Source organism: Streptomyces sp. 5-10 (genome assembly GCF_014712245.1).
GTDB classification, from domain to species: Bacteria; Actinomycetota; Actinomycetes; order Streptomycetales; family Streptomycetaceae; genus Streptomyces; species Streptomyces violaceusniger.
Map to the genome: position 1 here is coordinate 238,936 of NZ_JACVYG010000001.1, position 22,175 is coordinate 261,110.

Consider the following 22,175-nt stretch of genomic DNA (forward strand, 5'->3'; position numbering starts at 1 on the left):
AGTCCGAGGAGGCGGGGCAGCCGGGATCACAGCGGGAGGCGGAGTGAGGAACGGCCCTTCCGCCAGGTGTCCAGGACCTCATCGGCGAAGCGGTCTTCCAGGAACACGGTGGCGTCGACGCCGAACGCCACATCCGCGGCGAGCCCGGGTTCGCGCTTCAGGAGGTCGTCGATCACCCCATGGCGTACGACCTGCTCGTGTACGGCGTCGGCCTCCACGTGCTCGGTGTAGAAGAACACCGCCGCCTCGCCCGCGCCCAGCCGTCGCAGGGCCTGGGCCAGCCGGTCGGAGGCGGGCGAGGAGGTGATCTCGACGGTGGCGAAGTGGCCCACCAGGGCGCCGCGCAGCGCCCTGTGCAGGCCCAGCAGCGACATCATGTTGACCACCGCCAGCATCCGGGCCGACGTGGCGTCCAGGTAGTGGTTGTACTCCGGGTCCAGACCCAGGTCGGCCATCAGATCGGCGAACAGCTCCGCGTGTACGCGGTCCCCGTGCCCGGCCCCGAACTCGTCGTACTCCACCGCCGCCATCGCGGCTTTCGCCTGGCCCCGCAGCCGTGGCAGGACCCACACATGCGGGTCGGCCTCCTTGAGCTGGTAGAGCGACCGATGCGCGATGTACTCACGCATCTGCCACAGCTCACCCTCGTCCCGGAGAAAGTGCGACACGCCCGTGCCGTCGGCGGGCTCCACCAGCAGCTCGGCCACGGCTGCGTCCGGGCCGTCGTGCGTGGTGGCGTCGGAACGCAGCGCGTCCAGGAAGCGCCGCTCCAGCGCCTGCCGCAGCCGGAGCAGGTCGGGGTCCCACTCCCATGCGTCGTCCACACCGGGGAAGCCCTGGTAGTGGAGTTCGTAGCACACATACAGCGCGAGCTGCAGATCGTCGCCGTACGGATCGGCCTCCCCGAGCGACCGGCCGCCGGGCAGCGTCGCCCCGCCGGGCTCGCGCGCGAGGGCGTCGACGAGCGCGCCGGACACCTCTCCCCGCGCCGTGGGCAAGGGCATCGGCCGGGTCGTCGTCGCGGGATGCGTTTCGCTCACCGTTCCTTCCGCTCCGTCCGCCTCAGTCGGCTCCGGTCCCTTCGACCAGGACGCGGATGGTGTCCAGTCCGGGGTCGGCCGCGTCGGGGAGGTTCATCCCGGCCTTCACCCCGGACCGCAGATAGTCCAGGACCGGCTGGTTCAGCACCTCACCGGGCAGCACGGCCGGTATGCCCGGCGGGTAGGGAGTGATCATCTCGGCCGCCACCCGTCCTGCCGCACGGGCCACGGGCAGGTCCTCCGTGGCACCGAAGTAGGCGTCCCGCGGCAGTCGGGACTGCTCCAACCGCAACTCGTCCGGTGCCGGCACGGTCACCTCGGGAGCGGGCCGCAGATCCTCCGCGTGGTCGGCCAGCTCGCACAGCGCCGTCAGCAGCGCGCCGGTCGTCGAGGGGTCGTCGGCGTGGGTGAGCTGGGTGCTGATCCGGCGGTGGTCGGCCAGATGGGCGTTGACGTCGTGCTGTTCCCGGAGCCAGTCGGCCGCGCGGTAGCCACTCACCCCGAGACCGGTCAGGTCGATGACGACCGGAAACGGATCGAAGTCACTGCCCAGCCCTGGGCCCACGTAGTCCGCGCGCCCGTCCACGTGCAGTCCGTCGATGGCCGCGATCTCGTCGCGCACCGCATGCGCCCGGCGCAGGGCCGCGCCGAGCAGTTCCTCGCCGTGCAGCATCATCTGCCGACGCCACCCGTCCATTCCCGCGTAGAGCAGGACGGACGGACTCGTGGTGCCGAGCAGATCGGCGCGGGACTTCAGGGCGGCCGGTTCGATCAGGTCGCCCCGGAGATGGAACACCGAGCCCTGCTCCAGGCCACTGCCCATCTTGTGGATGCTGGTCACGCAGACGTCGGCGCCCGCGTCCATGGCCCAGCTCGGCAGCTCGGAGCAGAACGGCAGATGCGCTCCCCACGCCTCGTCGACGATCAGCGGGCGGCCACGCCGGTGGCAGACCTCGGCGATGCCCGCCAGGTCGGCGCAGGACCCGTACGGAGTGGGGCTGGTCACCAGGGCGCCCCTGGCCTCCGGGTGCTCATCGAATGCCCGCTCGAAGGCCGCGGCCGACGGCGGATGCGCGATGTGGCGGGCACCGTCCCATTCCGGGTCCACCCAGATCGGCCGGACACCGGAGATGATCAGGCCGGAGACCACCGATTTGTGCGCGTCCCGGCCCACCAGCAGGGTCTCGTGGGGGCCGGCCACCGCCAGCATCGCCGCCTTGACGGAGAGCGAGCTGCCGCAGGTCGAGAAGAAGGTGTGCTCGGCGTGCACCGCGTCCGCCATCAGCTCCTCCGCGCGCTCCAGCACACGGCCCGACCCCAGCCGGTCGTCAAGGCCGCCGAAGGCCAGGAGGTCGGTGCGGAACACCTCCTCGCCCAGGACCTTGACGACCTCCGGGTCAGCGCCCCTGCCCTGCTTGTGCCCGGGCGGAGTGAACGGAAGAGACCCCCGCTCGTGGTAGCGAGCCAGGGCCTCCAGAATCGGAGCCTCCCTATGGTCCATGCCGGACGAGTGCCCCGCCACCTGCGAAGAAAACGACCCCCAGGCGTTGCTCGACGCTGCTCAGCGCTGCTCAGCGCTCCTCAGCGCTTCTTGCGCGAGCGGTGGAAAAGCCACGCCGCGGGTACGAACCAGCAGATCACGAACCAGAGCAGGGCCGCGACGGACAGCCAGAAGGCGGTGGTACCGGCCACGACGACACGCAGGATCAGCAGCAGCGCCGACGCCACCGTGCACAGCAACAGCACCAGCCCGGCCACGGTGAAGCGGGAGGCCCAGTCCACCGTTTCCGGCTTCAGCCGGCGTCCGGTGACGATCCGGTGCAAGGAAACCGGTGCGATCAACGCGCCGGTCGCCGCCGCCCCCAGGAGGACGGTCACGACGTAGATGTCCCGGTCCACCTGGCCCAGGTCCTGGAAGCGCGGGGTGAAGGCGACCGTGAGCAGGAACGCGAACAGAATCTGCACGCCCGTCTGCGTCACCCTCACCTCCTGGAGCAACTCGGCCCACTTGCGGTCGGCCCGCTCCTCGCGGGTCTCCACACGGCCGGACCGAGCCTCACGGCCGCCGTTCCTCGGCGCTTCGTGGTCGTCGTGCATCAGCGTGGCCTCCTTCGCGTCCACCCCCCCGTGTTCCCAGCCGGTCCGAAAGGCGAACGTCACCCGCGATCAGCGGGCGCGAGCACGGCCGATCCATGCATCACCCAGGCCGTCAGGGGCACTCGGCCCTCAGTCAGTGGAAAGGAGAGAGACACCATGACCCACACCGCCGAAACCGGCGAGGCCACCGGCACGAAGGACAAGGACTACAACCTCGTCTGGTACGTCGAGGCATGTCTGAGCAACGCGCTGCGCATGGAGACCTACATCAGGGACGCGGAACGGGAGAAGGACACCGAGGTCGCGGAGCTGTTCCGCAAGGCCCAGGCGGACAGCCGCAAGGGAGCTGAGCTGGGCAAGCAGCTCCTGAAGGCCCGCTTCGGCAGCTGATCAGCTGATCCGCTGACGGGAAGATCTCCGACGGCCCCCGAGGGCTTGGCCCTCGGGGGCCGTGGCATGCCGCGACGGGGGCCGCCGTTCGCGTTCACCCCGACTCGCCTCAGGACGCGCCTCAGATCACCCCAGCACGGCGACCGCGAACGCGATGCAGAAGGTCACGAACAGCGCCACGAAGAGCCAAATGACGATCGTGGGCCCCTTCGACCAGCCCTTCGTGGGGTTGTACGTCTCGCGGGGGCCCGCTTCCGAGAGGCCGCCCTCGGCCGGTGGGGTCTCGCCCGGGGGCACGCCCACGCTCGGCCGAAGTCCAGGAGACCCAGGACTTCCGGCAGGCCCGGGAGGCCCAGCAGACCCGGGAGGCCCGGCAGGCCCGGGAGTGCGGTCGGGGTGCGGATTCTGCTGGTCCATGTCCGATGCGCTCCTTTCCGCCCGCGGCGCGCCGGCTCCCCCGGTCCGCCACCCCGTTCGAGGCACCGTCCCCGGTGGACTCTTCCCACCATACGGCGGAAGAGTGGCCGGGCACCGCCCGGCGTTCGCGGCACACCGTGAGCGTCACAGTTGCTTGGCGTTCGAGGCGGTGTCGGTGTGGAACACCAGCTGTCCGTCCGCGACCTCCACCCGGGCCCGGGCGCCGGCCGGGATCTCGCCGTCCAGCAGCAGCCGCGACAGACGGTTGTCCACCTCCCGCTGGATGGTGCGGCGCAGCGGCCGGGCACCGTACGCGGGTTCGTGGCCGCGCCGCGCGATCCAGTCGACGGCCTCCGGGGCGAACTCCACGGTGACGTCCTGGGCGTGCAGCCGGCGGCGGGTCTCCTCCAGCAGCAGATCGGTGATCTGGCGCAGATGCTCGTCCGTGAGTTGCCGGAAGACCACGATCTCGTCGATGCGGTTGAGGAACTCGGGGCGGAAGTGCTCGCGCAGCGGTCGCAGGACGCGCTCGCGCCGGGCCTGCTCGTCCGTCTCGGCGTCCGCGGTCCCGAAGCCGAGGGCGCCGCGCCCGCCGATGGCCTCGGAGCCGAGGTTGCTGGTCATCACGACGACCGTGTTGCGGAAGTCGACCGTGCGGCCGTGGGCGTCGGTGAGCCGGCCGTCGTCGAGCACCTGGAGCAGTGTGTTGAACACGTCCGGATGTGCCTTCTCGATCTCGTCGAACAGGAGCAGCGCGTAGGGGCGGCGGCGCACCGCCTCGGTGAGCTGCCCGGCCTCCTCGTGGCCGACGTACCCGGGTGGGGCGCCGACCAGCCGGCTGACGGTGTGCCGCTCCTGGTACTCGCTCATGTCCAGGCGGACCATCAGGTCCTCGCTGCCGAACAGCGCCTCGGCCAGCGCCCGCGCGAGTTCGGTCTTGCCCACGCCGGTCGGGCCGAGGAAGAGGAAGCTGCCGATGGGGCGGCCGGGGTCGGCGAGGCCGGCCCGGGAGCGCAGCACCGCCTCGGCGACCGCGCCGACGGCCTCGTCCTGCCCGATGACCCGCTCGCGGAGGTGTTCCTCCAGGCCGAGCAGGCGCTGCTTCTCCTCCTGGGTGAGGCTGCTGACCGGGATCCCGGTCTGGCGGGAGACCACCTCGGCGATGTCCTCGGCGGTGACCTCCAGGCTCTGCCCGTCGTCGGGCTCGGTGCCGCCGTCGGCCTCGATCCGGCGGCTCAACTCGCCGATGCGGTCGCGCAGTTCGCCGGCCCGCTCGTACTCCTCCGCGGCCACCGCCTGGTCCTTGTCCCGGGTCAGCTGCTCGACCTCGCGCTCCAGGGTGCGGGTGTCGGTGCCCTTGGTACGCGAGCGCAGCCGCACCCGGGCACCGGCCTGGTCCACCAGGTCGATGGCCTTGTCGGGCAGGAACCGGTCGGTGAGGTAGCGGTCGGACAGCTCCACGGCGGCGAGCAGCGCCTCATCGGTGAAGCGGACCTGGTGATGGGCCTCGTAGCGGTCGCGCAGACCGCGCAGGATCTCCACCGCGTCGGTGGCGGAGGGCTCCGGGACCAGGATGGGCTGGAAGCGCCGGGCCAGCGCCGCGTCCTTCTCGATGTGGCGGCGGTACTCCTCCAGTGTGGTGGCGCCGATGACATGCAGCTCGCCACGGGCCAGGGCGGGCTTGAGCATGTTGCCCGCGTCCATGGAACCGCCCTCGCCGCCGCTCGCTCCCGCGCCGACCACGGTGTGCAGCTCGTCGATGAAGACGATCAGCTCCTCGGAGTGGGTGCGGATCTCGTCGATGATGCCGCTCAGCCGCTCCTCGAAGTCGCCGCGGTAGCGGGTGCCGGCGACGACCGCGGACATGTCCAGGGCGACCACCCGGCGGTCCAGCAGGATGTCGGGGACGTCTCCCTCGGCCACGCGCTGGGCGAGCCCTTCCACGATGGCGGTCTTGCCGACACCGGCGTCGCCGATCAGCACGGGGTTGTTCTTGCCCCGGCGGGACAGCACCTCGACGGTCTGCTCGATCTCCTGCTCGCGGCCGATGACCGGGTCGATCCGCCCCGCGCGGGCGAGGTCGGTCAGATCGCGGCTGAACTTGTCGAGGGTGGGTGTGTTCTGCCGTCGGCCGGGCTGCTGCCCGGCCGCCCTGCCGGCCGACGGCTGGCCCGGTGCGCTCTGCGGTCCGCCCTGGGCCGCCGCGGGGTCCAGGGGCAGGGAGTTGAGGATGCGGCCGGCCGTGGAGTCGTGGTTGGCGGCCAGCGCCCCGAGCACATGCTCGGGGCCGATGTAGGAGGCGCCGTTCGCACGGGCCAGTTCGTGCGCGTCCAGCAGGGCGCGCTTGACCGCGGGGGTGACGGACAGCTGGGTGCGCCGCGGCCCCTCGCCGCTCATCCGGTCGATCTCCGCGGCCAGCGCGTCGGTGTCGGCGCCCGCCCCCGCCAGCAGCCCCCGGGTCGGCTCGGTGGCCAGCGCCGCACGCAGCAGATGCTTGGTGTCCAGGTCGGCACTGCCGTGCTCGGCGGCGTAGGTGGCCGCGTTGGCGACGAGTTGCCGGGCAGGGTCGCTCATCAGGCGGCCGATGTCGATATGGCGGAGGCCGGGGCGCGGTCCGCCGCCGAGGAACCGTGCCATGAATTCCTCGAACGGGTCTGGACCGAAGTCCCCCGGACCCATGAAACCGCTGCTCATGGCCTTCCGTTCCGCGGTCCCGGCCAGGCGTTGCGGACCGGGCCCGCTCTCTTGACAGGCGTGATCCTTATCGAGGGCGCGGGTGCCCGGGAGGCGCCCGTATTACACCTGCGGTCCCCGGGGCGCGGACGGCCACGGCACCGTCAGCCACCATGGAGCGACCCACCGTCACCGACGTCCTTCGCGGTGCGACGTCCGCCTTCTTGCGAGAGCCTGGAGACAGGGAGCGTGCCCGGCAGTCGCGCCGCACATCCGGGGTGACACCTACACCTGCACCTAGTGAGGAAGGCGGGCCGTGATGAGCGCTTCGGATACGCACGCCATGCGGCGGGGCCAGGGCGAGATGGCCCCGCCCTCGGCGATCAAGCTGAACATCAACGATCAGGTGCGGCAGCTCGAGGTGGATCCGCGGACCTCGCTGCTCGACGCGCTGCGCGAACATCTGCGCCTGAGCGGGACCAAGAAGGGGTGTGATCACGGGCAGTGCGGCGCCTGCACGGTGCTGATCAACGGCCGGCGCGTCCTCTCCTGCCTGACACTCGCCGTGATGCACGAGGACGACGAGATCATGACGATCGAGGGCTTGGGCGACCCCGACCATCTGCACCCCATGCAACGGGCCTTCGTCGAGTGCGACGGCTTCCAGTGCGGCTACTGCACCCCCGGCCAGATCTGTTCGGCCGTCGGCATGCTCGCCGAGGTGGAGGCGGGCTGGCCCAGCCATGTCACCGCCGATGTGTCCTCGCCACGGGTCGCGTTGACCGACGACGAGATCCGCGAGCGGATGAGCGGCAACATCTGCCGGTGCGCCGCCTATCCGAACATCGTCGCGGCCATCCGCGGCAGCGCGGAGGGAGGCGCCACATGAGGTCCTTCACCTACGAGCGGGCGACCGACACACGGGCCGCCGTCGCCGCGGTGGCCCGGCCGGGCGCGAAGTTCATCAGCGGCGGCACCAATCTGCTCGACCTGATGAAGCTCGACGTCGAATACCCCAGCCATCTGGTCGACATCAGCCGGCTTCCGCTGCGGGACATCGAGGAACTGCCGGACGGCGGACTGCGCATCGGCGCCCAGGCGCGGAACTCCGACGTGGCCGCCGATCTGCGCGTGCGCACCCGCTATCCGGCGCTGTCGGAGGCGCTGGTGTCGGGCGCCTCGGGGCAGCTGCGCAACAAGGCGTCCACCGGGGGAAACCTGGTGCAGCGCACGCGCTGTCCCTACTTCTACGACACGGCCGCGGACTGCAACAAGCGCGACCCCGGATCGGGGTGTGCGGCGATCGGCGGGTTCAACCGGATCCACGCGATCCTCGGCGCGAGCGAGTCCTGCATCGCCACCCATCCCTCGGACATGGCCGTCGCGATGACCGCGCTCGACGCGGAGATCGAGCTGCTGCGGGCCGATGGATCGGCGCGCCGCGTCGCCATCACGGATTTCTACCGGCTGCCGGGCGATACGCCGCACATCGAGACCGTGCTGGGTGACGACGAGATGATCACGGGCGTGCTGCTGCCCCCGCCCCTGCCGGGCCGGCAGGTCTACCGCAAGGTGCGGGACCGGGCGTCGTACGAGTTCGCGCTGGTCTCGGTGGCGGCCGTGGTCTCGGCCGACCGGGGAACGATCCGAGAGGCGCGGGTGGCGCTCGGAGGTGTGGCGCACAAGCCGTGGCGGTCCGTCGAGGCGGAGGACGCGCTGACCGACCGTCCGGCCGCGATGGACACCTATCGCGCCGCCGCCGAGGCGGCGCTGCGCGGTGCGGTCGGGCGGGGCCACAACGACTTCAAGATCGAGCTGGCCAAGCGCACGCTGTGCCGCACGCTGGCGCAAGCGGCCGGGGTGAGCTGAGGAGGCGAGATGATCGGGCAAGCTGTGAACCGCGTCGACGGCCCGCTGAAGGCCACCGGCCGGGCCGTCTACGCCTACGAGCACTGGGACGCCGGCCAGCCGCTCTACGGTTTCATCGTCGGCGCGACGATCGGCAAGGGCCGTATCACCCGGATCGACACCGAGGACGCGGAAGGCGCGCCCGGTGTGCACCTGGTGATGACCCACCGCAACGCCCCGGCGCAGGGTCCCCGCGACGAGTCCATTTCGTTCGAATACTGGCGCGCCCAGCCGATGTTGACCGGCCCCGACATCCACTTCTACGGCGAGCCGGTGGCGTTGGTCGTCGCCGAGACCTTCGAGCAGGCCCGGGACGCGGCCGACCTGGTCGAGGTCGAATACCGCGTCGGGCGGGGCCGTTTCGACTTCGGCGAGTTCGAGGACGACACCTACATCCCGAAGACGGTCAACGCGGGTCTCCCCACCGACACCGCGGTCGGCGACTTCGAGGCCGGGTTCGCCGGTGCGGAGGTCAAGGTCGACCAGCGGTACACGACGCCGTACGAGTTCTCGATGCCGATCGAGCCGAACGCGTCCATGGTGGCACCGCGCGGCGAGGACCTGGTCGTCTACGTCAGCTGCCAGATCACCGACGCGGCGCGGGACTCGGTCGCCGGCACGCTGATGATGGACCCGGAGCGGGTGCACATCGTCACCCCCTTCGTCGGCGGCGGCTTCGGCTCCAAGCTGGGCATCCATTCCGAGACGATCCTGGCGGCGCTCGCCGCCCGCACGCTGGACCGGCCGGTCAAGGTCACGCTGACCCGCCAGCAGGTCTTCCAGCTCGTGGGCATGCGTCCCACGTCGAACCAGCGGGTCCGGCTGGGCGCGGGGCGCGATGGGCGGCTGGCCGCGATCGCCCACGACGTCACGATGCACACCAACCCCGACGTCGAGTACGCCGAGCAGACCGCCGCCACCGTCCGCAGCCTCTACGCCGCGCCCCACCGGCTGACCAGCCACCGGCTGACGGCGCTCGACCTGCCGCGCGGGACGGACGTCCGCGCGCCGGGCGAGGCACCGGGCATGCTCTCGGTCGAGTCGGCGATGGACGAGCTGGCCGATGCGCTCGGGATGGACCCGGTCGAGCTGCGGATCCGCAACGAGCCCACCGTCGATCCCGAGCGGAACGTGCCGTACAGCGACCGGCACCTGGTGGAGTGCCTGCGCGAAGGCGCGCGCCGGTTCGGCTGGGAGAACCGCCCGGCCACGCCCGCGAGTGTGCGCGAGGGCCGGTGGCTGATCGGCTACGGCATGTCGGCCGCCATCCGGGGACACTTCCAGGGGCCGACGACCGTGCGGGTGCGGCTGGAGCCGGACGGCACCGCCGTCATCCAGACGGACATGACCGACATCGGCACGGGCACCTACACCATTCTGACCCAGGTCGGGGCCGAGGGACTCGGACTGCCGCTGGAACGGGTGCGGGTCGACCTCGGGCGTTCCGATCACCCCTCCAGCTGGGGGTCCGGCGGCTCGTGGGGCGCCACCAATTCGTCCACCGCGGTGCACCGGGCGTGCGCGGCCCTGCGCACGAAGCTGCTGGACGCGGCCTGCGGCGACACACACTCCCCGCTGCACGGCCGGGACCCGGCGGACGCCGTGTTCTCCGACGGCGACGTGGCCATCGGTGGCGCGTCCGAGACACTGCGCGAGATCGTCGCGCGCCACCATCCCGACGGTGTGGAGGCGGAGGGCCAGACCCGCTTCATGGGCGACGATCCCAACTACTCGGACTACTCGATCAACACCTACGGGGCCCATTTCGCCGAAGTGGGCGTCGACGCGGACACCGCCGAGATCCGGCTGCGGCGGATGCTCAGCGTGTTCTCGGTGGGCCGTGTGTTCAACCCCAAGACGGCCCGTTCGCAGCTGATCGGCGGCATGATCTGGGGTGTCGGCGCGGCCCTCGAGGAAGAGGCCGTCGTCGACCCGCGATCCGGCGCCTTCGTCAACCGGGACTTCGCGGGGTATCTGGTGCCGGTCCACGGCGACATCCCCGCCGACATCGATGCCGTCGTCCTCGAGGGCTACGACGACAAGGCCAATGTCCTCGGCGCGAAGGGCATCGGTGAGGTGGGCATCTGCGGATCCGGTGCGGCGGTGGCCAACGCGGTGTTCAACGCCACGGGAGTGCGGGTGCGGGACTTCCCCATCACGCTCGAGAAGCTGTTGCCCGGATTGCCGGCCATGGCCGCCTGACCCTCCGGGCGCAGCTTGCCGGTCGGACAGTGACGGGGCCGTAGCGTCGTCCCATGACGCTGCGCGCCGCCGTGGCGGCGCACCCCGCGATGTCGCGGCCCCGGCCCCGCTGCCCGGGCCGCGCGGCCGGTCCCACCCGCCAGGCGGGGGCCGGACGCCTCGATCAGCCCGCGTGGGCCTCGGCGTCAGGCGCCTCGCTCCCGGGCCTGGGCGGTACGCAGAACCACGCGAGACCCGCGGCGGTCAGATAGGCGAGCGCGCCGATGGCCATGCTGGTGCGCAGGCCCTCACCGTAGTCGGCGGCCGTGGCGAGCAAGGTGCCGCCGAGCGCCACGCCGGTGGCGCTGCCGAGCTGGCGGGTGGTGTTGAACAGCGCGGAGGCGGTCCCCGCGTACGCCGGGGGCGCGGCGCCCATGACGGTGGAGGCGGAGCCGGTGAGCGCGAACGAGGTGCCGAATCCCGCTGCCATCATCGGGGCCACCAGCAGCGGGTAGCCGGGCTCGGCTCCCGCCGCGACCCAGCCCGCCAGCCCCAGGGCCGCCAGAAGCATGCCGGTGCACACCAGCGGACGGTCGCCGGTCGTGCGGGTCAGCCGTCCGGACAGGATGGACGCGAACGTGGTCATCGCGACCGCGGGGAACAGCGCCAGGCCGGTGACGAGGGCGCTGTAGCCGCGCTGGTGCTGGAAGTCCAGGCTGGCGGTGAACACCATGCCGTAGAAGCCGAAATTGAACAGCAGGCCGATGACGGCTCCGCCGCCCAGCGCGCGGGAGCGCAGCAGGCTCGTCGGCAGGGCGGGGAAGCGGGCCAGTCGCTCGCGCACCACGAACGCCGTGGCGGCCAGTACGGACAGGCCCACCCCGGCGAGAACGGCCGGATCGGACCATCCGCGCCGGCCGGCCTCGTTGAGCGCGGCGGTCAGCGAGGCCACCGCCGCCACGACCGCGCACTGGGCCGGCCAGTCGAGAGGCCGGGTGGTGAGCCGGCCGGAGGGGGCCACGCGACGCAGCGTCAGCGCCAGACAGGCGACGCCGACGGGCAGATTGATGAGGAACACCCACCGCCAGCCCACGGTGGAGACCAGCAGCCCGCCCAGCAGCGGCCCCGCCGAGGCCGCGATCCCCGCGACGGAGCCCCACACCCCGAACGCCCGCGAGCGGGCGGCCGGAGCCGGATACGCCTGCTGGAGAAGGGCCAGCGAGCCGGGCACGATCAGCGCCGCGCCGAGGCCCTCCGCCACCCGGGCGGCGACGAGGAAGGGGGCACTCGGCGCGAAGGCGCACGCGGCCGAGGACACCGTGAACACCACCACGCCGGTGCAGAAGATCCGGCGGTTTCCCAGCCTGTCCCCCAGCGCACCGCCGCTCAGCAGGAACCCGGCGAAGACCAGGGTGTATCCGTCGGTGATCCACTGGATGCCGGTGAGCGAGGCCGACAGCTCCCGGCCGATCACGGGTACGGCCACGTTGATGACCGTCACGTCCAGGATGACCATGAAGTACCCGGCACACACGGCCAGCAGCGGTACCAGCGAGCCCATGCCGGACACGAAGGCCACGTCCCGACTCCATCCCGCTCACGAAGGCTCTACGACAAAGGGCACAATAGGGGATGAATAGCCCATGCAGCGGGAATCGGGCACCCCCTCCTGCCTCAAGAAACGCAAGTCCACGCACCTCACACCGGGGATACTGGGCACGTGGCCCATATACGCGAGGATCCGCGGCCCCTCCCCACCGAACCGCGGCCCTATCTGGAAGAACTCGTCCGGCGCACCCGCACGGTGTGCGGGCCCCATCTGGTGAGTGTCCTCGCGGTCGGTTCCCTCGCGCTCGGGGACTACCGGCATGGGCGCAGCGACGTCGATGTGACGGTCGTCGTGGAGCCGTCACTGCCCGGTTCGGCCCTGCACGACCTGGCCGGGGCCCTCGCCCACCCCCATCTGCCCTGCCCGGCGGCGGGGCTGGAACTGGTGGTCTACGGAACGGATTTCGTCCGCCACCCCTCCGGTGCCGCCGGGTACCTTCTGGACCTCAACACCGGCCCGTTGCTGCCGGACCGGGCCGACGTCGACGCGGCGCGCTCCCCGGCGTTCTGGTACGTCATCGACCGTTCCGTGGCCCATCAGACCGGGCTGACGCTGTTCGGCCGCCCGGCCCGGGAGGTGATCGCCGCACCGGATCGCCCGGATCTGCTCGCCGCGGTCCGCGCCTCCGTCCGTGAGCACAGCGACGGCGAAGGTCACCTCGCGGACAACCGCGTGCTCAACGGCTGCCGCTCGGTGGTGTTCTGCCGTACGGGCCACTGGATGGCCAAGCGCACGGCGGCGCGGGAAGTCGCCCTGGCCGAGGAGGAGTTCCGGCCGCTCATCGAGGCCGCGGTGCGCAGCTTCGAGCGCCCCCGCTCCTCCGCGATTCCGCTGCCCACCGCGGAGGTGCGGGCCTTCCTGGCCTGGGTACGCGCACGGGTCGAGCAAACCGCCCGCGCGGCCGGGACCTGACGACCCTGAGTCGGGGTTTCCTTCGCCCATGGGCCGTTGGCTTCAGGCCCGCGCTCAGGGCCGCAGCAGGATGCGGATCGGGTTGCCCTCCCGCTCCCGCAACCGGCGGATGCCCTCGTTCACTTCCTCCAGTGGCAGGATCGCGCTGACCGACCCGGAGATGTCCAGACGGCCCCGGGCGGTGAGCTCGACCAGGTCCTCCAGATGCTCCATGCGATACCCGGTGTGTCCGATCACCGTGTGGCGGTTGCGCACGAAGTGTCGCTCCGGGCCCACGGCCAGAGGGTCGGGCGAGATCCCGACGAGCACCAGGCGGCCCCGGTGGCCGAGGGCGCGCTCCGCCTGGGTGAAGGAGGGCGTACGGCCGACGCAGTCGAAGGCGACGTCCAGCCCCTTGCCTGCCGTGATCTCCTTCAGCCTGACCTTGGTGTCACCGTCCGTCGGGTCGAGCGCGAAGTCGGCGCCCAGGGCGAGGGCGCGCTCGCGGGCGGCGGGGAGGGGGTCGAGGGCGACGATCGGGGAGGCGCCGCAGACGCGGGTGAGCTGCACGAGGTGGGTGCCCAGCCCGCCCAGCCCCCAGATGCCCACGGATTCGGCGGACCGCAGCTGGGCGGTGTCGATGGCGCCGTACGGGGTGGAGACGGCATCGGCAAGCACGGCGGCGTGTTCCAGGGGTACGGACTCGGGCACGGCGATGAGCGTGGTGGCGTCGGTCAGGACGTACTCGGCCCAGGCCCCGTCGTAGTGGAAGGCCATCACCTGAAGGTCCTCACAGGTGTTCGTGCCACCGCCGAACCGGCAGGCGGAACACGTCCCGCACGCCTTCCCCGCGCCCAGAACCACCCGGTCCCCCACCTTCCAGTGCCCGGCGCCGTCGCCGGCCGCCGCCACCACGCCCGACGCCTCGTGCCCTGGGGTGACCACCGGCAGCCGGGGCGGGATATGGCCGTCGAGCTGGCTCAGGTCCGACTGGCAGATGCCGCACGCGGCCACCTTGACCACGACCTCGCCCACTCCGGGCCGGGGCACCGGCACATCCTCGACCTTCAAGGTGCCCGCCGCCGTGTCGAACCGCGCCGCGCGCATCGTGGCCGGGAGGTCGTCCGCCCCCGCGCCCGCCGTTGAGTCCGCGCCGGTGCGTATCGGTCGTGCGTCCAAGGTCATCTGCGGTTCCTTTCACATGCTTGGCCGGTTGGCGGCGCGCCGATCACCGCGCCGGTCCGGGACGGCGAGTGATCATGATGCCGCACGCGGTCTGCCTCCCGCAGGTGTGTTCATCGTGTTCGCACGGCCGTTGAGGGCTGCGAGCGACCGACGCGGGCGGCACGGATCGCGAGGACGAGACGGAGGATGAGGGTCGCGGCACCGGCGGCCGCCGCGACACATACGGAGATGAAGATGTCGGGCACCCAGTTGATGAGCTGTTCCGGGCCCATCCGGTCCACGGCCCAGGCCAGGGCGGCGCACGGCAGCCCGCCCGCCACGCACCACACGACGGTCAGGATGGTGCGGCGCGGCCCGGCACCGGGCGTGGCAGGGCGGCGCAGGAGCAGGGCCGAGCGAACAGCCGTCAGGATCAGGGTCATGGCACACGCGGTGGCGCCGAAAACGGTCCAGTAGTACGGGGACGCGAAGGTGGTACTCGTGGGCGCCTGGCCGCCCGCGAGGATCCGAGCGGCGCCGAAGCCGACCCGCATGACCGCCTCGTCATCGAGGAGCCCGTAAAGGTTCTGCTGAAGGACGATGGCGATGTCGCGCTTCGGCAAGAGGAACAGCATGGCCGAGTAGCCAGGAGTGGCACCCGTGTGCCAGATGGCGTCGCCGAGTGGTGCGTCCAGCCCGCCGACCCGCCAGCCCAATCCGTAGCCCGTCGCGGTGCCGGTGGGCCAGAGCCTGCCCTCCGCACGCATCAGCCTCACGGATTCGGGGGTGAGGACGGTGTCACCGTCGGCGGTCGTACCGCCGCGGAGCTGCAACGCGGCGAAGGCGGCCAGGTCGTGGAGGCTCCCGCCCAGATAGCCGTAGCCCGCGCCGTGGTCGTCCACGCCGTCGGCGATCGCGGCCGGCACACCCCACAGGAGCTGGTGTCCCGGGGGCAGGTTCTGGTGGCGCGCCGATGCCTGGTCGGCGATGGCGTCGTCCATGCCCGCCGGGTCGAGCACGGCCTGCCTGAGGTGGTCCGCGAAGGAGCGCCCTGTCACGGCCTCGACCACGGCGGTGAGGACGAGGTAATTGGCGCTGGTGTAGGCGTACTTGGTGCCGGGCGGGCCGATCGGCCGCACGCCGTCGAGGGCGCGCATGCGCTCCGCCGGGCGGGGGCAGTCGGGGTCGAAGCAGTCGGTGACGAGGAGGGTGGCCGACCCGGGTATGCCGGAGGTCTGGTTGAGGAGGTGGCGGACCGTGACCCTGGACGCGTGCGCGGCACCCCCGAACCGGAAGTCCGGGACGTGGTCGACCACCCGGTCGTCGAGGCGGAGCCGTCCGTTCTGCACGAGCACCATCACACTGGTGGCGGCGATCGGCTTGGCGACCGAGCCCCACAGGAAAGGCGTTGCGGCCGTGACGCGCCGTCCGCGCCCGTCGGTTCCCCAGGATCGCTGATGGACCGGCCCCTCGGGGCCGACCACCGCGTATGAGATCCCGGGTGCGTGGGTGGCTTTCATCCGGTCGCGGATGTAGTCGTCGATGGCGGCATAACGGCCGGGCCGGCCCGAGGCCGTGTGGGCGGAAGCCGCGGCGGCAGGGGCGGCGGGCATGGACAGCAGCAGCCCGAGCACCAGGACCACGGTGCTCGCGGCCCGTAAGCGGTGGCGCATGAGGTTCCTCACGTTTCCTCCAGGGGCGGAACGAATAACCGTATGGCGATACGGTGTCGAGACGGGTCGGCAGTTGCGCAAGGACATCGCCCGGGCCGTCCACAACGGCAAGGAGTGCGGCGAGGTCGCGGCGGAGCTGGATCCGTGGCCCGTGGCCGTTCGCCTCGCCGCGGTGACGGAAGGGCTCGCGCTGCAGGTTTACCGCGATCCGGCCGGGGTGAACGGGGTGTCCGCGGCCGAGCTGTCGGCGTCGGTGATCGCCTCCGAGTTGGCCACCGTCTTCACCGGAGAGTGCCGCCAGTACACCAAGAGGGCCCGGGCGTGACCGGGCTCGGCCCGGAGGTGTGCCGTCGCAACGCCCGGAGTCTGACTGACGGCGCGTCAGGACGTGGCTTGCGAGGCTCAACCACGGGATCAGGCTCCACGTGGCATTCACACGGATGTACCATCCAGCACCAACGTGCAACGTGCCCAGATAAGGGAGCTCGCAGTGGACACTCCTGCCGACAGCGCCAGCCTGAAGTCCCAGTACGCGGCTCAGGTCGCCGCCGATCTGGAAAGCAACTCCGCCGAGCAAGAACGTCTCCGCTCCGACATCGCGGCGCTGCAAGAGCAATTGGCGGTACTGGAAGACAACCGGGCGCTGCTGCTCAGCATGCGGCAAACCCTTGGTGGCGACGCCGCCGGTGACGCGACGGAGAACGGTGAGGCCGGTGGCTCCGGGGACGGTTCGTCCGCGAAGCGCGAGGTCGCGACGCTGTCCGCCACGCGCAAGGCGAGGAAGAAGGCCAACGCGGCCGGTGGCAAGCGGAAGGGGGCGGAGTCGGGCGGGAGCCGTCCGCGCCGTCAGCGAGTGCGGGAAGCGGGGGTACCCACGCTTCGGGAGCTTGTGCGTGATGCCCTCGCCCAGCACGGGGAGCCCCGCTCCGCGGCCGAGGTGACCGCCGCGCTGAGTCAGACTTTTCCGGAGCGCGAGATCAAGCCCACGGTCGTGCGCAGCACTCTCGAATCGCTTGTCGCCAAGGGACAAGCACACCGCACCAAGCAGCAGAAGTCCGTCTTCTATTCGGCTGTCACCACGGATGCGGCCACCACGGATGCGGCCGCCGACGCGGGCGAGCCCAGCGAGGCGCGCGCATCCTGAGATGCCATGGACGGCGAGGATGGCGCTGTTCCGTCCACCGGCTCGGTGGCCTCGCGTGCGTGTGGTGGTCAGCGCAGGTGACGGGCGCCTCGGCGCTCCCGTAACAGTACCCGCGCGACCGTCGGCGAGGTCCTCGGCCAGGTCGTTGACGAAGTCGAGGCGCTGGCTGCCGTCGATGTACACACGGCACGCCTCGCGGTAGTCCGTCGTGGGGTGCTCTCCGGCGATCAGGCCCGCGATCAGCATGAACGCCGGGAGCGCATAGGCGTCGACGTAGTGCTGGTAGTCCGCTTCGGTGGCGAATCCGGTGAACTCCAGCTCCATGGCGGTCGCGTCGAGGAAGTCCTCGACGCGCCCGCGCATCCCGGGGTGCGCGGAGACGGTGTGCAGCAGCGGCCGTACGGCGGCATGGTCGCTCTCGCCACCGGCCAGGCCGTCACGTACCTCCTTCACCCACTCCGCGCAGGCCCCGGCGCGCTCCGCGGCGGGGCCGCTGTCGAGGAGGGAGTCGGTGCGGTGCATGAAGGCGGTCGCCGCGATCACGTGCGGCAGCAGCGGCGGAGGGAGCAGCAGGCGTGCGGCGAGGTAGGAGCTGCGCCGGTAGCCCGCGACGAGTTTCCGCTGCCGCGTATAGTCCTCCCGCAACCTGGGGTCGCTGATCCCCGCTCCATCCAGCGCCCTGTCCCACAGACCCATGCCCGACCCTCCGGATTCCTCGGTCTCGCGGCGGTCGGCCGCCGGAACACGACGCGGGCCGGTCGGCCCTGAGTGGTGTCTTCACGTGATCGTGTGTGGCGCCGCGGGGGCCAGGCGTGCCACCGGCGGCAGCGGTGAGTGCTGCGGGGAGGCCTGGAACGCCTGGATCACGAGCGCGGCGAAGCGCCGGGATGCCGCCACCCGGGCGCCCTTCGACGGGGTGTGGAGGCCCCGGTTGGCCATCAGCATGAGGACCAGGTCGTCCAGGACGAAGTCGGGGCGCAGATGGCCGGTGTCCTTGGCGCGGTGGGCCAGTTCGGCGATCGACCTCAGCGCGTATTCGCGCTCCGCGACGAAGTCCATCGCATCGGGGAAGGTCGCCATGAAGGCTTCGGTGAAGCCCCGGCTGCGGGCGTGCAGCTCACAGGTCTTCTCGATCACGAGGCAGAAGCCGCGCCACGGATCCGGCTCGGCACTCCCCTCGTCGACGATGGCGCGGCATGCGCGCATCTCGTCCGTGAAGGCTTCGGTGGCCAGCGTCTGCTTGGTCGGGAAACGGCGGTACAGCGTGGCGGGGCCGACTCCGGCGTGCCGGGCGATCTCCCGCATCGGCACCTTCAGCCCTTCGGTGGCGAACAGCGTGCGGGCAGCTTCGAGGATGCGCTCCCGGTTGTCCGAGGCGTCGGAGCGCAGGGTGTGAGGCAAAGGGTCGGTCACCGCTCTCACTTTAGCCAAAGTGGACGGGGGCGTCCGTTAGCGTCCCTCGGGCCAGTTCCGATCGATCCCACCGATCCCGTCGATCCCACCGATCCCGTCGATCCCACCGACCCCCACCGACCCCATCGAACCCAGAGCAAGGAGACGACCTTGAAGGCAGTCGCGATCCAGGCGTTCGGACCTCCCGAAGGTCTGGCAGTCATCGACCTCCCCGTCCCGGCTCCCGCCGCCGGACAGGTGCTGATCGCCAATGAGGCGATCGGTGTCGGCGGCTCCGACGCCGTGATCCGCCGCGGGACCCTCGCCGGCTACGGCTTCAAGGAAGGCCATATCCCCGGCAGCGAGGTGGCGGGCACCGTGACCGCGGTCGGCGACGGCGTCGATACGTCATGGGTCGGTCAGCGGGTGTGGGCGTTCACCGGTGTCAACGGCGGCTACGTCGAACAGGCGATCGCCGCGGTCGAGGAGATCCTTCCCCTCCCCGCGGGCCTCTCCGCCGTCGACGCGGTGACGCTGGGGAGCTCCGGAATCGTGGCCCACTTCGGCCTGTCCCATGCCCACTTCGCTCCCGGCGAGTCGGTGCTGGTGCGGGGCGCGGCCGGCAGCATCGGCATCATGACGGTCCAGCTCGCGGCGCGTGGCGGTGCCGGGGCGGTGGCGGTCACGACGTCGTCGGCCGAGCGCGGCGACCGGTTGCGCAAGCTCGGCGCCACCCATGTGCTGGACCGCTCCGGCGAGGGAGGCGACGACGCTCCCTCCGGCTACGACGTCATCATCGACATCATCGCCGGTGCGGACATGCCGTCCTTCTTCGCCAGGCTCAACCCGAACGGTCGCATGGTGGCCGTCGGCGCGGTCGGAGGCATGCCACCGGCGGACTTCGGTATGGCGATCATGGCGGCGTTCCAGAAGTCGATGTCGTTCGCCGCCTTCAGCGCCGCCACCGTGGCCGAGCCCGATCGACGTGCCGTGCGGACCGAGCAGTTCGACGCCGCGAGCCGCGGCGAACTGCATACGGTGGTGCACGAGCTGCTGCCGTTGGAGCAAGCCGCGCTGGCGCACCGGAAGATGGACACCGGCGAGGTGTTCGGCAGGATCGTGCTGACACCGTAATACGCGATGCGATACCGGCGACCGTGGGACACGTGGCACCGTACCCACCCCGGGGAGCTTCCCGGGGTGGGTGCAGGGAGGGCGCGTGGAATCGGTGAGCGGGCGGGGCGACGGCGGCACGTGGCCCACGGGCCTGGACGAGGCGATACGCGCCACCGCGGCCGACATCGCCGCCACGCTGCGCGGCGCATCCGACACCGGGGCTCCGGTGCCCGTCATGGCGCTGGGCCGCCTCGGACCGTGGAGCGCGGTCGCCAGGGGCCGCGTCCTCACATGGGGCCGCAGGCCCTGGCTGGCGCCCCGCTTCCCCGCACTCTTCACCCCGCCCTGATCCGCCCTCTGGCTCAGGTGGCGCAGGACGGATGGCCCCAGCCGTCGGGGTTCTTGCTGATGCTCTCGCCCTTGCCGTAGGGCGTGCCGCAGCGGCACCGGCCGGGGAACTTGGCCTTGATGGACCCCTTCGAGCCGGTGCTCCTCTTGGAGCCGGTGGCCCTCCCCCGCCCTTGCGCCGCCGCCGTACGCGGGCGCGCCGCGCCGCCGCGACCGGCCGAGCGTGTCGCCGTCCGGTCCTCGGGCGGTGGCAGGGCGGAGCCGAGCGAGGTGCCCGCGGGCTGCTGGGTACGGGCCGTGTGGCTGGCCGCGCGGTCGGCGGCCGCATTGAACGGGTCGCCGTCGATCTGGTGGGCCGGAACGTACACGAACTCCACCGTGCGGCCGTCCAGCAGCTCGTCGATGCGCATCACGAGCTCGCGGTTGGCCACCGGCGACCCCGAGGCGGTCTTCCACCCCTTCCTCCGCCACCCGGGCAGCCATGTGGTGACCGCCTTCATCGCGTACTGGGAGTCCATGCGCACCTCCAGCGGCACGCCCGCGTCGGTGGACTCCAGCAGCTCTCGCAGCGCGGTCAGCTCGGCGACGTTGTTGGTCGCGGTGCCCAGCGGCCCGGCCTCCCAGCGCTCCACCTCACCGTCGGTGCCCGCGATGACCCATGCCCAGGCCGCGGGCCCGGGGTTTCCCTTCGATGCCCCGTCACACGCGGCGATGATCTGTTCAGCCATACGCCGATACTGCCAGCTCCGCTGATCCGGCCCGACGGCAGACCCGTCGGTCGGCCCGTTCCGCACCCCCCGGGGCGTTCACCGGATTCACGCTGAACGGGCACATGACGTACACACGTTCGGGCGTCACACATGCGAGTCTCCGAGAGCTTGTGCCTTGAACGTCCGTACCCGCGGCGCCAGTTGGCGGTCCGGGTACTCGTCTCGGAGAGGACACCCCCCACATCATGTCCACTCATCGCCCGCGCCGGTCACGGCGCCTCCCCCTGCTGGCCGTCGTGGCCGCGGCCGGTGTGGCCGCCCCTTCGGTCGCCGCCGCCGACACACCGGCCACGGCGGACACCACCCGGCCCACGGCCGTGCAGGCGCCCGACGACTACTACCAGGACGCGACGGGCAAGAGCGGCCCGGAGCTGAAGTCGGCGCTGCACACGATCATCAGCGAGCAGACCAAGCTGTCCTACGACGAGGTGTGGGACGCGCTGAAGTCCACGGACGAGGACCCGGACAACCCGTCGAACGTCATCCTCCTCTACTCCGGCCGCTCCCAGTCCAAGGACGCGAGCGGCGGCAATCCCGACGACTGGAACCGCGAGCACGTCTGGGCGAAGTCACACGGCGACTTCGGCACGGCCACCGGGCCCGGCACCGATCTGCACCACCTGCGCCCGGCCAATGTGACGGTGAACAGCACCCGCGGCAACAAGGACTTCGACAACGGCGGCGAGGAGGTGCCCGACGCCCCGGGCAACCGCACCGACGACGACTCCTTCGAACCGCGTGACCAGGTCAAGGGCGATGTCGCCCGGATGATCCTCTACATGGCCGTCCGCTACGACGGAGAGGACGGCTTCCCCGACCTCGAGCCCAACGACAAGGTCGACAACGGCTCCGCGCCCAACATCGGCCGTCTCTCCGTACTGAAGCAGTGGAGCGCCGAGGACCCGCCCGACGACTTCGAGAAGAACCGCAACGAGGTCATCTACGAAAAGTTCCAGCACAACCGGAACCCGTTCATCGACCACCCGGAGTGGGTCGACTCCATCTGGAAGTAAATCCGCGTGGCCGCACCGTGGCCCCGCCCCTGCCCCGGCACACGCGCCGGGGCGGGGGCGCGGTCCTGGTGGCCGTCACATGCCAATGCGACCACCACCAGGCCCCGAACGGCCGTGGCTCCTGTGGTAGGCAGTGCGAGAAGGTCGCGGAATTCTGGCGGCTGAACCACCCGATGGGCGGCCTGCGTCCAGGACGAGGTCGTCGCCGCCCTGGACGACCCCGCCCAGTTCGTACGCGGGCCCATCGAGCTGCGGCGCCGTGGCACGGCCACCGATGACACCCCCGCGTCAGGACGAGCCGTGCGTGGCCAGCCGGAGAAGGGTGGTCGCGAGGACGTTGACACCATGA

General features: G+C 71.4%; 19 protein-coding genes and 2 pseudogenes. 10 read left to right on the forward strand and 11 right to left on the reverse strand.

The features are described from left to right. Positions 1–26 precede the first annotated feature (26 nt). From IEJ02_RS01140 to IEJ02_RS01150, 3 genes are all read right to left on the reverse strand, one after another. A complete protein-coding gene (locus tag IEJ02_RS01140) occupies positions 27–1,004 on the reverse strand; it encodes an iron-containing redox enzyme family protein (RefSeq protein WP_191063107.1) in 978 nt (325 codons plus the stop codon). Between the two features lie 58 nt (positions 1,005–1,062). After that, a complete protein-coding gene (locus IEJ02_RS01145) occupies positions 1,063–2,541 on the reverse strand; it encodes an aminotransferase class I/II-fold pyridoxal phosphate-dependent enzyme (RefSeq protein WP_191062896.1) in 1,479 nt (492 codons plus the stop codon). An 80-nt stretch (positions 2,542–2,621) separates the two neighbouring features. Next, complete coding sequence (locus IEJ02_RS01150; protein WP_191062897.1) at positions 2,622–3,137, reverse strand: DUF6328 family protein; 516 nt, start codon at positions 3,135–3,137, stop codon at positions 2,622–2,624. Between the two features lie 156 nt (positions 3,138–3,293). Between IEJ02_RS01150 and IEJ02_RS01155 the strand changes: the two genes are divergently transcribed. Continuing rightward, positions 3,294–3,527, forward strand: coding sequence for a hypothetical protein (locus IEJ02_RS01155; protein WP_137976217.1), 234 nt, complete (start codon positions 3,294–3,296; stop codon positions 3,525–3,527). Positions 3,528–3,653: 126 nt separating this feature from the next. Here the strand turns inward: IEJ02_RS01155 and IEJ02_RS51000 are convergent, their stop codons facing one another. Both IEJ02_RS51000 and IEJ02_RS01165 read right to left on the reverse strand, forming a co-directional pair. Next, on the reverse strand, positions 3,654–3,830 hold the full coding sequence (locus IEJ02_RS51000) for a DUF6480 family protein (RefSeq protein WP_191062898.1): 177 nt from the start codon (positions 3,828–3,830) through the stop codon (positions 3,654–3,656). 258 nt (positions 3,831–4,088) lie between these two features. Continuing rightward, positions 4,089–6,638, reverse strand: a complete 2,550-nt coding sequence (locus IEJ02_RS01165) for an ATP-dependent Clp protease ATP-binding subunit (RefSeq protein WP_191062899.1) — start codon at positions 6,636–6,638, stop codon at positions 4,089–4,091. A gap of 298 nt (positions 6,639–6,936) precedes the next feature. Here IEJ02_RS01165 and IEJ02_RS01170 point away from each other — a divergent pair, with 298 nt between their 5' ends. The 3 genes from IEJ02_RS01170 to IEJ02_RS01180 are packed head-to-tail and all read left to right on the forward strand — an operon-like array spanning position 6,937 to position 10,727. Next, complete coding sequence (locus IEJ02_RS01170; protein WP_137976219.1) at positions 6,937–7,506, forward strand: 2Fe-2S iron-sulfur cluster-binding protein; 570 nt, start codon at positions 6,937–6,939, stop codon at positions 7,504–7,506. Continuing rightward, entirely contained in the window at positions 7,503–8,486 is a 984-nt protein-coding gene (locus IEJ02_RS01175; RefSeq protein WP_191062900.1) for an FAD binding domain-containing protein, read from the forward strand. Before IEJ02_RS01170 ends, IEJ02_RS01175 begins: the two co-directional genes overlap by 4 nt. Positions 8,487–8,495: 9 nt before the next feature. Continuing rightward, positions 8,496–10,727 (forward strand): xanthine dehydrogenase family protein molybdopterin-binding subunit, encoded by a 2,232-nt coding sequence (locus IEJ02_RS01180; protein WP_191062901.1) that lies wholly within the window; start codon positions 8,496–8,498, stop codon positions 10,725–10,727. Between the two features lie 163 nt (positions 10,728–10,890). Here the strand turns inward: IEJ02_RS01180 and IEJ02_RS01185 are convergent, their stop codons facing one another. Continuing rightward, the gene (locus IEJ02_RS01185) at positions 10,891–12,267 is read right to left on the reverse strand and encodes an MFS transporter (protein WP_223863245.1); all 1,377 of its coding nucleotides are present in this window, start codon (positions 12,265–12,267) and stop codon (positions 10,891–10,893) included. Positions 12,268–12,426: 159 nt separating this feature from the next. Between IEJ02_RS01185 and IEJ02_RS01190 the strand changes: the two genes are divergently transcribed. Continuing rightward, entirely contained in the window at positions 12,427–13,227 is an 801-nt protein-coding gene (locus tag IEJ02_RS01190) for an aminoglycoside adenylyltransferase domain-containing protein (protein WP_317985693.1), read from the forward strand. 54 nt (positions 13,228–13,281) lie between these two features. Here IEJ02_RS01190 and IEJ02_RS01195 read toward each other — a convergent pair whose 3' ends face one another. Continuing rightward, positions 13,282–14,391, reverse strand: a complete 1,110-nt coding sequence (locus IEJ02_RS01195; protein WP_223863191.1) for a zinc-binding dehydrogenase — start codon at positions 14,389–14,391, stop codon at positions 13,282–13,284. A gap of 110 nt (positions 14,392–14,501) precedes the next feature. Continuing rightward, positions 14,502–16,043 (reverse strand): serine hydrolase domain-containing protein, encoded by a 1,542-nt coding sequence (locus IEJ02_RS01200; RefSeq protein ID WP_191062902.1) that lies wholly within the window; start codon positions 16,041–16,043, stop codon positions 14,502–14,504. 73 nt (positions 16,044–16,116) lie between these two features. Here IEJ02_RS01200 and IEJ02_RS01205 point away from each other — a divergent pair, with 73 nt between their 5' ends. Continuing rightward, positions 16,117–16,368, forward strand: a complete 252-nt coding sequence (locus IEJ02_RS01205) for a TetR family transcriptional regulator C-terminal domain-containing protein (protein ID WP_263407890.1) — start codon at positions 16,117–16,119, stop codon at positions 16,366–16,368. Positions 16,369–16,533: 165 nt separating this feature from the next. Further along, complete coding sequence (locus tag IEJ02_RS01210) at positions 16,534–17,187, forward strand: BlaI/MecI/CopY family transcriptional regulator (RefSeq protein WP_191062904.1); 654 nt, start codon at positions 16,534–16,536, stop codon at positions 17,185–17,187. A gap of 126 nt (positions 17,188–17,313) precedes the next feature. Here IEJ02_RS01210 and IEJ02_RS01215 read toward each other — a convergent pair. After that, positions 17,314–17,883, reverse strand: a pseudogene (locus IEJ02_RS01215) (squalene/phytoene synthase family protein); the annotation flags it as partial. A gap of 81 nt (positions 17,884–17,964) precedes the next feature. Further along, on the reverse strand, positions 17,965–18,600 hold the full coding sequence (locus IEJ02_RS01220) for a TetR/AcrR family transcriptional regulator (protein WP_191062905.1): 636 nt from the start codon (positions 18,598–18,600) through the stop codon (positions 17,965–17,967). A 150-nt stretch (positions 18,601–18,750) separates the two neighbouring features. On the opposite strand from IEJ02_RS01220, the gene IEJ02_RS01225 reads away from it, so the two are divergent. Then, positions 18,751–19,713, forward strand: coding sequence for a zinc-dependent alcohol dehydrogenase family protein (locus IEJ02_RS01225; protein WP_191062906.1), 963 nt, complete (start codon positions 18,751–18,753; stop codon positions 19,711–19,713). Between the two features lie 214 nt (positions 19,714–19,927). After that, a pseudogene (locus IEJ02_RS01230) lies at positions 19,928–20,044 on the forward strand (maleylpyruvate isomerase family mycothiol-dependent enzyme); the annotation flags it as partial. Positions 20,045–20,057: 13 nt separating this feature from the next. Here the strand turns inward: IEJ02_RS01230 and IEJ02_RS01235 are convergent. Then, positions 20,058–20,771 (reverse strand): ribonuclease H family protein, encoded by a 714-nt coding sequence (locus tag IEJ02_RS01235; RefSeq protein ID WP_191062907.1) that lies wholly within the window; start codon positions 20,769–20,771, stop codon positions 20,058–20,060. A 227-nt stretch (positions 20,772–20,998) separates the two neighbouring features. Here IEJ02_RS01235 and IEJ02_RS01240 point away from each other — a divergent pair, with 227 nt between their 5' ends. Beyond that, positions 20,999–21,826 carry an endonuclease I family protein gene (locus tag IEJ02_RS01240; protein WP_191062908.1) on the forward strand — a complete coding sequence of 276 codons (828 nt, stop codon included), beginning with the start codon at positions 20,999–21,001 and terminating at the stop codon, positions 21,824–21,826. Positions 21,827–22,175: the final 349 nt, after the last annotated feature.